This is a genomic window from Streptomyces sp. NPDC055078, assembly GCF_053607985.1.
The window spans coordinates 1-9,427 of record NZ_JBSGUP010000312.1; the positions used below are offsets into that span (position 1 = coordinate 1).

The window sequence follows — 9,427 nt, forward strand, 5'->3', positions numbered from 1 at the left end:
GGCTCCGGTGACGGCCCGGTGCGTGGTCGCGGTGGCGGCGGAGACATCGTCCGGCAGCCGGAGCGGGGCGCCGAAGTGCACATGCAGAGCGGGACGGCGGGCGGGTGCGGTGAGGATTCCGGCGAGCTGTTTGCCGCCGCCGCCCGAGGTGATCCGGCGGGCGCCCGCCTGACCGAGGGGAACGACCGGCGCATCCGCCGCGAGCGCGAGGCGGGCCGGGCCGCTGCGGAAGCTCTCGGGTGCGGCTTCGGCGGCGTCCGTACGGTCCGGGAGGCGGCCCTCGCCGTAGATCAGCACATGGCGGCCGGACCGGAGCGCCCTGGCGGCCCGGTCCAGTGCGTCGGCGGCGCGGACGGTGTTGCGGTGGACGGGGATATGGCCGCCGCATTCCAGAAGCCGGCCGAGGAGGGGAATCCGCCACAGACCGGCGGCGGCGAGGACGACGGGCGGTTCGACGCCCCTCGCGGCCATGGCGGCGAGGACGACGGCGGGGTCGGCCAGGGAGGTGTGGTTGGCGACGAAGACGGTTCCGGTCGCCGGCCCGGCCGCTTCGTCGGAAGTGATCGTCAGGCGTCCGAGTACGGGGGCGACGGCGGCGGCGATTCGGCTGAGCACGGAAGGCGTCCTGTGGGTCGGGTGACAAGGTCGCCCCATCGTCGGCGGGAGGGGTGCTCCGGGGCCTGAGTCGCCGTACTCAACCGTCCCGGGGCATCTGTGCCCCGCTACTCAGCCGACCGACCTGGCACTCAGCATCTGGCACGCGTCCCGCCCGCCCGGGGCCCGGGATCCACACCCGGCACTCCCGCAATCACGGTCGCGCCCCGGCGGTTACCGCGCCACGCGGCTGAGCAGACTACGGTCGATCGCGCGGCCGGTGGGCGGGCACCCGTACGCTGCACCCGGCTGTCCAGCACCCAGGTCCGCCCGGGCCGGCGAGCCGGGGTGGGCCGGGAGGCCGGGCTCCCCGCCCCGTACCCGGGCGGACCACCGCAGAACCGCTGGTGATCCGGAGGAACGCGGCGACTGAGCCGATCCGGCAGAGTGAGGAGTTCCGCGTGTTCTACTACGTGCTCAAGTACGTGATCCTGGGACCGCTGCTGCGCCTGGTGTTCCGGCCCCGGATCGAGGGGCTCGACCACATCCCCGAGGACGGCGCGGCCATCGTCGCGGGGAACCATCTGTCGTTCTCCGACCACTTTCTGATGCCCGCGATCATCAGCCGCCGGATCACGTTCCTGGCGAAGGCGGAGTACTTCACCGGGCCCGGGGTGAAAGGGCGGCTGACCGCCGCGTTCTTCCGCAGCGCCGGGCAGATCCCGGTCGACCGCTCGGGCAAGGAGGCGGGCCGGGCGGCGATCCGGGAGGGGCTCGGGGTGCTGAGCAAGGGCGAGTTGCTCGGGATCTATCCGGAGGGGACCCGCTCACACGACGGGCGGCTCTACAAGGGCAAGGTCGGGGTCGCGGTGATGGCGCTCAGGGCCGGGGTACCGGTGATCCCGTGCGCGATGGTGGGCACCTTCGAGATCCAGCCGCCCGGCCAGGTGCTGCCCCGGATCAAGCGCGTCACCGTACGGTTCGGCGAGCCGCTGGACTTCTCCCGCTACTCCGGTCTGGAGGACCAGAAGGCGGCGATCCGCGCGGTCACCGACGAGATCATGTACGCCATCCTCGAACTGTCCGGGCAGGAGTACGTGGACCGGTACGCGGCGGAGGTCAAGGCGGAGGCGGAGCAGGCGAAGAAGTCCGGGCGCCTCAAGGGGTGAGGGCGCGGGACGCCCTCAGGGGTGACGCCCTCAGGGTGACGCCCTCAGGGGGACGCCCTCAGAGGGACGCCCTCAGAGGGACGCCCTCAGAGGGACGCCCTCAGAGGGAGGCCCTTAGGAGTGAGGCGCGGCACGAGCGCAGGAGCGCGCAACGCCCGCGAGGATGAGGCGGGGGCGGCCGTCGGCAGGCCGCCCCCGCTCGGGGGCCCGTCAGGCCCGGTCGGCCGGACGGGTCCCGGGCCGTACCCCAGGCGCGGGTGAGCGGGTTACGGCCGCGGCGTGGCGTGCGGGGCGCACGTCACATCGCCGCTGTCCAGCGTGGCGTGGAGCAGATAGGCGTCCACCCGCTGATTGACACAGGGGTTGGCGATGCCGGTCACACCGTGCGAGCCGGCGTCCCGCTCCATGATCAGCCGGGAACCCTTGAGCCGCTTGTGCAGTTCATGGGCGCCTTCGACCGGGGTGGCGGCGTCGCGTTCGGCCTGGACGATGAGTACGCCCGGCAGCCCCTTGCCCGTCTTCACGTTCACCGGGGTGTGCTGCCTGGACGGCCAGGTGGCGCAGGGCAGGTTCATCCAGGCGTTCGACCAGGTGAGGAAGGGGTGGTCCCGGTGGAGCCGGGTGTTGTCCCGGTCCCACTTCCGCCAGTTGGTGGGCCATTTCGCGTCCGCGCACTCGACGGCCGTGTACACGGCGTTGCCGTTCTCCGAGCGGATACTGCCCGCGGTGTCGGAGAGGTCGGGCGCGGCGGCGTCGATCAGCGGCTTCGGGTCACCGGCGACATACTTGCTCCAGGCGCGGGCGACGGGCACCCAGGAGGAGTCGTAGTAGGGGGCGCCCTGGAAGTAGCCGATCAGCTCGGCCGGGCCGACGACCCCGCCGAGCGGGGCCTGCTTGGCGGTGGCGCGCAGCTTCTGCCACTGCCGTTCGACCTTCTCGGGCGTGTCGCCGAGATGCAGGACGGCGTCGTTCTTCGCGACCCAGGCCGTCCAGTCGTTCCAGCGCATCTGGAAGGCGACGTCCTGGTCCAGATTGGCCTGGTACCAGATCTTCTCCCGCGAGGGGTTGACCACGCTGTCGACGACCATCCGGCGCACATGGCCGGGGAAGAGGGTCGCGTACACGGCGCCGAGGTAGCTGCCGTAGGAGACACCAAGGAAGTTGAGCTTCCGCTCACCGAGGGCCGCGCGGATCACATCCAGGTCCCGGGCGGTGTTCGGGGTGGTCATGTACGGCAGCATCCAGCCGCTGCGCTCGGCGCAGCCGTCCGCGTACTCGGCGGCGAGCTTGCGCTGGGTGCGCTTGTCGGCCTCGGAGTCAGGTACCGGGTCGGCCTTGGGCGCCTTCACGAACTCCTGCGGGTCGGCGCAGGAGATCGGGGTCGAGTGCCCGACTCCGCGCGGGTCGAAGCCCACGAAGTCGTACGCCTTGGCGGTGTTCGCCCAGATCGGGTTCTTGCCGGTGACCCGGGTCGGGAAGCGCAGGCCCGAGCCGCCGGGGCCGCCCGGGTTGTAGAGCAGCGCGCCCTGGCGTTCGGCCGGGGTGCCGGTGTTGCCGATGCGGTCGACGGCGAGCCTGATCTGCTTGCCGTGGGGCCGCGCGTAGTCGAGCGGAACGCTCACCCAGCCGCACTGGACCGGTTGGGGGATTCCCCAGTCGGCGGGACAGTCCGCCCAGTCGATGCCCTTGCCGGCGGCCCGCTCGGCCGCCACCTGGACGCCTCGCGCCTCGGGCGAACCGCTGTGGCCGGTCTCGGCGTTGGCCGCCGGAGCCACGATCGCGCCCGCTATGAGCGTGCCCGCGATCAGAGTGCCGGCCGAGCCGAGCACTGCTGTGCGTCTCACGGAGAACTCCCCCTTCTGTCGTCGAGTTCCCGGGGGATCCTTCCGTCTGAGGGGGCGCCAGAAAAGGTCGTACTGGTGTTCTTTACCCAACCAATAACCGGTGCGTGAAGTACCGCTGAGCGGTGCATACCGGAATGGCGGCGTACGTCCCTTCTCGCCGGGGGAGTTCTGCGCGGGAGTCTCGTCAGGGGGGTCCGCCCGGGAGTCCGGCGGCGCGCACCCGCGCGCGTGGCGCCATGCGGCCAGCGTCCCCCGCCGGAGAGCCGGAGAGCCGGGGAGCCGGAGGGCCCGGGAGCCGGAGAGCCGGGGAGCCCGGTCGAGTGCGGGAGACCCCGCCCCCGTATGAGAGTTCCCGTACGAGAGAACCCGTACGGGGGAGCCGTACGGGATAGCCGTACGGGTTCGGGAGACCCTGCCCGGGTACGGGAGAGCCCGGCCCGGTACGGGGTGTCCGAGGGTGCCTCGCGTCAGTCGGCGGCGGGCGTACCCATGGACATCACCGCACGCAGCCCGTCTTCGAGTACCTCCACCCGCACCTCGCCGAACAGCGCCTGCTGGACGATAAAGCCCTGGGCGGTGGCGATGAGCGTGCGGGCGACATGGTCGGCCGGCGCATCATCGGCCATCAGCCCATTGGCGCGGTAGGCGTCGACCAGCTCGGCCCACGCCTGACGCATACCGGCGTACCCGTCACGGAGCGTGGCGGCGAGCCGCTCGTTGCGCAGCGTCTCCGTCCACACCTGTACGGCCAGCCGGGCGAACGCCTGCTCGTCCCCGCCCCGCACCTGCTCCTGGAGCATTCTGCGCAGCACCCGGCCGACGAGAACGTCGGGCGTGGGCGGCGGGACCGTCCGGGCGGCCTCCGCGAAGGCCGTGCGAAGCCCGGTGAACGCCCCGTCCGCGATGGCCTCGACCAGATCCTCCTTGCTGCGGAAGTAGCGGTAGACGGCACCAGCCGACAGCTCCGACTCGCGCAGGATGTCCTGCATCGATGTGGCGTGGAAGCCGTTGCGGGCGAAGCAGCGGGCCGCGCCGTCGAGGATCTGACGGCGGCGGGCGTCGAGGTGTTCCTGGGATACGCGAGCCATGCCCACAAGATAAAACGAACATTCATTCTTGACAAGGAAGCGCAACGGGGAGCAGGCTGGATCCAGCAAAACGAACGATCCTTCTCTTTAAGGTGAGGTAACCCGATGTCCGCCGCATCCGCTCCTCTCCGGCTTCCGCCCGCCCGCCGCATGGTCGCGGTGATCGTGCTGGTCCCGGTCCTCGTGGCGCTCGCCCTCTGGGCGTTCGCCTGGCCGGCGGCCCGGGTCGCGCCCCGCGAACTGCCGATCGGGGTCACGGGTCCCCCGGCCGCCGCCGCCCAGGTCGAGCAGCGCCTCGAACAGCGGAAGGGGGCTTTCGACATCCACCGCTACGAGGACGAGGCGGCGGCCCGTACCGCGATCGAGAACCGCGATGTCTACGGAGCGATGGTCGTCACCCCTGAGGGGCCGCGGCTGCTCACCGCGACCGCCGCGAGCCCCGTGGTCGCCGGGCTGCTGAGGGAGGCCGCCGCCGCGTACGCACCGGCCGGCCGGCCGGTGCCCGTGACCGATGTGGTGGCCACGCCGCCGGGCGACCCGCGCGGGGGCGCGCTGGCGTCCAGTGTGCTGCCGCTGGCCCTGGCCGGAGTGGCCACCGGCGCGCTGATCACCGTGCTGGGGCTGCGCGGAGGACGGGCCGTGGCCACCCTGGCCGGTGCGTCACTCCTGGTCGGGCTGACCGCCACCACGCTCGCCGACAGCTGGCTCGGTGTGCTGAACGGGCCCTGGTGGGCCGAGGCGGGGGCGCTCGCCCTGACGGTCGGCGCGGTCGCGGCGGGTGTCGCCGGCCTCGGCGCCCTGCTCGGCCAGGGCGGACTGGGGCTCGGCGTGCTGCTGATGGTGCTGCTGGGCAACCCGTTCTCGGGAGCCGCCAGCGCACCCGAGCTGCTGCCCGCGCCCGCCGACCTGATCGGCCAGTGGCTGCCGCCCGGCGCGGGCACCCAACTGGTCCGCTCGGTGGCGTACTTCGACGGGAACGGCGCGGGCGGCGCACTGCTCACCCTCTCGCTGTGGGCAGGGCTCGGTCTGGTCGCCGTACTCGTGGCCGGACGGCGTCGCGCACCGGCAGCGGCCACGACAGCCTCCGGCGACCGGGCGGCCTCGCCGGCGGCGGTCGGCTGACCCTCCGCACCCCTCGGTCCGCCGGGGGTTCTGGACCGGCCATGTGTCCCTGCCGTAGCGGACGGGGGCGCATGGCCTCGTTTCTGTCCCTGCCTGCCGCTGCCTGTCCTGCCTGCCTGCCCCTGCACGCGGATGTCGGCGCTCGCGTGCCAGGGGCGTGCGGGTCAGCCGTGGGCGTCGGGGCGGCGGTGTTCGGCGGTGAGACCGAATCGCCCCCGCTCGGCGGGGGCGGGGGAGCCGGACCCCAGCGCGGAAACCGAGCTGACGATCTGCTCCCCGGCCGCCTCCTGCCCCTGTTCGAGCCGCTCCAGATCGGCGGCCGACACCAGCGCCACGAGCGGCTTGCCGTGCCGCGTCACGACGACGCGCTCTCCGCCGTAGACAACACGGTTGATCAGTTCCGCCAGCTCTGCGCGGGCTTGCGTCACCGGAATCTCGTAGGCCATGCTCCCCAGCTTAATCGGCGTTCCCCGGGTCCACCCGATGCCGGCGGGACGGCCGAAGGGCCAGGTCAGCAGGTTCCATCCGCCGCCGGGCCGGGCCGTCAGGCCGCCGCTCCCCCGGCGCGCTCCCCCAGGCCGTGCCGTCACGGTCCCGTCGGCCCGGCACGCCCTCCGGGCGGACGACGCGCCCTTGACCGGCACTCCCTGGGGCCGGACTGCCATCACCGGCACTCCCCTGAGGCCGGACTCCACTGGCCGGACTCCACTGGCCCGCCCCAGGGGCAGGACCCCACTCACCGTTACTCCCTACGGGGTTACTCCCTACGGGCAGGACTCCTCGACCTTCACCGCGCCGAAGTTCAGTTCGGTGTCCGTGGGGACGGTCCTGCCCGCCCGGGGGTCCTGCGTGCAGACCCGCCAGTTGCGGTCGAGGACCTGCATCCTGCCGTCACCCGTGCTGTCGTGCGAGGTGAGGCGGTAGAAGCCCTTCGACTGCGCCCTGTCCTGGGCCGCTTGGAGGCCCATGCCGACGAAATCGGGGACGGGTGCCTTCTCCCCCTCGTCCGCCGGCGTTCCGCCGTCCCCGCCGTCTCCCTTCCGCCCCTCGCCGGACTTGGACTTGTCTTCGTCCCTCGGCCTGTCCTCGGGCTTGTTCTCGCGCTTGGCGTCCTTGTCGGCGGACTTGGGCCCGTCCTTGGCCTTCTCCCGCGCGGGCGCGGTGTCCGCCCCGCCCCCGGCCGCCGGATTCGCGGTGACGGTGACCGTCGGCGCGGGTTTGCCGCCGGCGGCGGTCTTCTCGTCGCCGCCGCTCCCGGCGGAGCCGATACCGATACCGACAAGGAAGAGGGCGACGGCCGCGGGGATGATGACGCGCTTTCGCGCCCACCCGGGTCCCCTCGGCGGCGGGGCCGACGGCTGTCCCCACGGTGTCGGCGGCTGCTGTGGCGATGGCTGATTCCAGGCCATGAATCCCCCCAAGGGTGTTTGGTCAACGCTTGAACGTAGCGGTACCGATTCGTCCCATGTGACGCATGGCGTGCCTGTGACCTCTGACTTCCATTGGTGACGCACTCGTGATGCACCGGCAGCCCGGTCACCACAGCGCGGCCATGGCCCTGCCTCCCTCTTACCCATGCCGAACTTCTGTACGTCCTGTACATTTTACGGTGAGGCCCAGCCAGAGGAGAGATACGTCATGGACCGCCCCGATGCCCGTTACGTCCTGCCCCAGTTCACCGAGCGCACGTCCTGGGGGAACCGCACCCTCGACCCGTACTCCAAGCTCATGGAGGAGCGGATCGTCCTTCTCGGGACCCCCATCGACGACACGGCGGCCAATGATGTGATCGCCCAGTTCCTCTACCTGCAACACGCGGCCCCCGACCGGGACATCGCGCTCTACATCAACTCCCCCGGCGGCTCGCTCAGCGCCATGTCCGCGATCTACGACACGATGCAGACGGTCACCTGCGATGTGGAGACGATCTGTCTCGGCCAGGCCGCGTCCACCGCGGCACTGCTGCTCGCCGCGGGCGCCCCTGGCAAGCGGCTGGCGCTGCCGGGCGCCCGGATCGTGGTCCGCGAGCCCGCGTTCGACGAGCCGGTGCAGGGCCAGCCGTCCGATCTGGAGATCCAGGCGGCCGAACTGCTGCGGCTGCGCGCCCAGCTCACCCGGCTGCTCGCCCGGCACACCGGCCGGACACCGGAACGGATCTCGGCGGATCTGGAGCGCGACACCTTCCTCGACGCCGAGGCCGCCAAGCGGTACGGACTGGTGGACCACATCATCCAGAACCGCAAGACCTCTCTCCCCGCGCCCGGCGCCCACTGAGGGGCGGCCCGATGCCGCTCCCTGAACTGCCACCGCTGCCCGCGCTGACCCGCGCCGAGGGCGAGTTCATCGACTGCTATCTCGAAGTCGTCGATCTGGTGGGGCGGATCAATCCTTCCCGCGCCACCGAGACCTATGGCGCACTCCGCGCGGCCCAGGCCCTGGCAGCCAGGGCCGCCGCCCTGCGGGACGCCCTCACGCTGATGCACCAGCGCGGCGAGCGGGAGGTGCATACGGCGACGCTCACCAGGGCGCTGCGGGTGCTCGACGGGGAGCGCAGGGCGCGGCGGGTGACCGTGCCGCCGCCCCAGGTGCACTGACGTACCGTTCGGATCGTGTCAACCGCCATCCGGGTATCAGGAGTGCTACCCCGTTTGATGTACTCAACATCCCGCTAGCGGCTACGGTCGAGTTGCGCATCATGACGACGAGGCAAGCGGACAGCCGTAGTCCGGTGCAGGTGCGGGCATGCTCAACTGCCGAGCGCCCGCCCGCGCGGAGGCCATGTCCACCCGGTCGGGCCAATGGTGTTAAAACTCACATAACGCCGTTTCCGCTCGGAAATCTGACAGGTCGTGGGTCAAGATCCCTGGGACGACAAGCCCCCGTCACCTCGGCGGGGCAGTCCGAGCGGACGCCGAATCCTGCCGCCGCTTCGGATGACTGGTCGACAGGAGTGCTTCGGCAGGAGTGGAGGACCCGAGCAGTACGGGGCATCCGGACAGTCCGGACGTCCCTTGGGGTGAAGCCGCGCCATGCGGCAGGGCACCTTCGTCCGCCCGAACCCGACAGGTCATCCTTCACAGGCGGCTGACGAAGGGTTGCGCATGAGTGCGCAGATGAACGTCCCGTTTCTGATGAGCCGGGCGGGGGCCGTATCGGTCCTCACCCTCGCCGCCGTCGGTGGTTCGCTGATCGTGCCGGGTGGCACGTCCCAGGCACACGCCGCGTCGTCCCACGCGGGCAAGGCACTCAAGGTGGCGGCGTCGAAGAAGGGCTCGCCCTACCGGTACGGCGCGGTGGGCCCGTCCCGTTTCGACTGCTCCGGGCTGACGCTGTACTCGTACAAGAAGGCGGGCAAGAAACTGCCACGCACCGCTCAGCAGCAGTACAACAAGACGCGGCGCGTCTCGGCGTCCGCGCGTCAGGTCGGGGACCTGGTCTTCTTCCGCTCCGGCGGCAGGGTCTACCACGTGGGCATCTACGCCGGAAAGGGCAAGATCTGGCACTCCCCCAAGACGGGGTCGTGGGTGAAGCTCGACAAGATCTGGAGCAAGAGCGTCAAGTACGGCCGGGTGCGCTGACGCTCCGCCGCTACCGTGCACCGAGTGCGCCG

At 71.5% G+C, this 9,427-nt stretch carries 10 protein-coding genes and 1 riboswitch; of the genes, 5 read left to right on the forward strand and 5 right to left on the reverse strand.

Going from position 1 to position 9,427, the window contains the following annotated elements; all coding sequences use genetic code 11:
- Window positions 1-615, reverse strand: a 615-nt coding sequence (locus ACWF94_RS23925; RefSeq protein WP_453491990.1) for a lysophospholipid acyltransferase family protein, incomplete at its 3' end; no start/stop codon positions are given.
- A 440-nt stretch (window positions 616-1,055) separates the two neighbouring features.
- Between ACWF94_RS23925 and ACWF94_RS23930 the strand changes: the two genes are divergently transcribed.
- Window positions 1,056-1,763 (forward strand): lysophospholipid acyltransferase family protein, encoded by a 708-nt coding sequence (locus tag ACWF94_RS23930; protein WP_453491993.1) that lies wholly within the window; start codon window positions 1,056-1,058, stop codon window positions 1,761-1,763.
- Between the two features lie 266 nt (window positions 1,764-2,029).
- On the opposite strand, the gene ACWF94_RS23935 is transcribed toward ACWF94_RS23930, so the two are convergent.
- Both ACWF94_RS23935 and ACWF94_RS23940 read right to left on the reverse strand, forming a co-directional pair.
- Window positions 2,030-3,607: an alpha/beta hydrolase gene (locus tag ACWF94_RS23935; RefSeq protein WP_453491995.1), complete on the reverse strand. Its 1,578-nt coding sequence runs from the start codon at window positions 3,605-3,607 to the stop codon at window positions 2,030-2,032.
- A gap of 467 nt (window positions 3,608-4,074) precedes the next feature.
- Complete coding sequence (locus ACWF94_RS23940) at window positions 4,075-4,695, reverse strand: TetR/AcrR family transcriptional regulator (RefSeq protein WP_453491998.1); 621 nt, start codon at window positions 4,693-4,695, stop codon at window positions 4,075-4,077.
- 105 nt (window positions 4,696-4,800) lie between these two features.
- Between ACWF94_RS23940 and ACWF94_RS23945 the strand changes: the two genes are divergently transcribed.
- Complete coding sequence (locus ACWF94_RS23945; RefSeq protein WP_453492001.1) at window positions 4,801-5,817, forward strand: ABC transporter permease; 1,017 nt, start codon at window positions 4,801-4,803, stop codon at window positions 5,815-5,817.
- Between the two features lie 164 nt (window positions 5,818-5,981).
- On the opposite strand, the gene ACWF94_RS23950 is transcribed toward ACWF94_RS23945, so the two are convergent.
- Both ACWF94_RS23950 and ACWF94_RS23955 read right to left on the reverse strand, forming a co-directional pair.
- Entirely contained in the window at window positions 5,982-6,263 is a 282-nt protein-coding gene (locus tag ACWF94_RS23950; protein WP_453492004.1) for a type II toxin-antitoxin system Phd/YefM family antitoxin, read from the reverse strand.
- Window positions 6,264-6,581: 318 nt separating this feature from the next.
- A complete protein-coding gene (locus tag ACWF94_RS23955; protein ID WP_453492007.1) occupies window positions 6,582-7,226 on the reverse strand; it encodes a PASTA domain-containing protein in 645 nt (214 codons plus the stop codon).
- 229 nt (window positions 7,227-7,455) lie between these two features.
- On the opposite strand from ACWF94_RS23955, the gene ACWF94_RS23960 reads away from it, so the two are divergent.
- The 3 genes from ACWF94_RS23960 to ACWF94_RS23970 all read left to right on the forward strand — a co-directional run bounded on the left by ACWF94_RS23960 (window position 7,456) and on the right by ACWF94_RS23970 (window position 9,395).
- On the forward strand, window positions 7,456-8,091 hold the full coding sequence (locus tag ACWF94_RS23960; protein WP_453492010.1) for an ATP-dependent Clp protease proteolytic subunit: 636 nt from the start codon (window positions 7,456-7,458) through the stop codon (window positions 8,089-8,091).
- An 11-nt stretch (window positions 8,092-8,102) separates the two neighbouring features.
- On the forward strand, window positions 8,103-8,411 hold the full coding sequence (locus tag ACWF94_RS23965; RefSeq protein WP_453492013.1) for a hypothetical protein: 309 nt from the start codon (window positions 8,103-8,105) through the stop codon (window positions 8,409-8,411).
- Between the two features lie 318 nt (window positions 8,412-8,729).
- A riboswitch (cyclic di-AMP (ydaO/yuaA leader) is annotated at window positions 8,730-8,915 on the forward strand.
- A 3-nt stretch (window positions 8,916-8,918) separates the two neighbouring features.
- Complete coding sequence (locus ACWF94_RS23970) at window positions 8,919-9,395, forward strand: C40 family peptidase (protein ID WP_453492015.1); 477 nt, start codon at window positions 8,919-8,921, stop codon at window positions 9,393-9,395.
- Window positions 9,396-9,427: the final 32 nt, after the last annotated feature.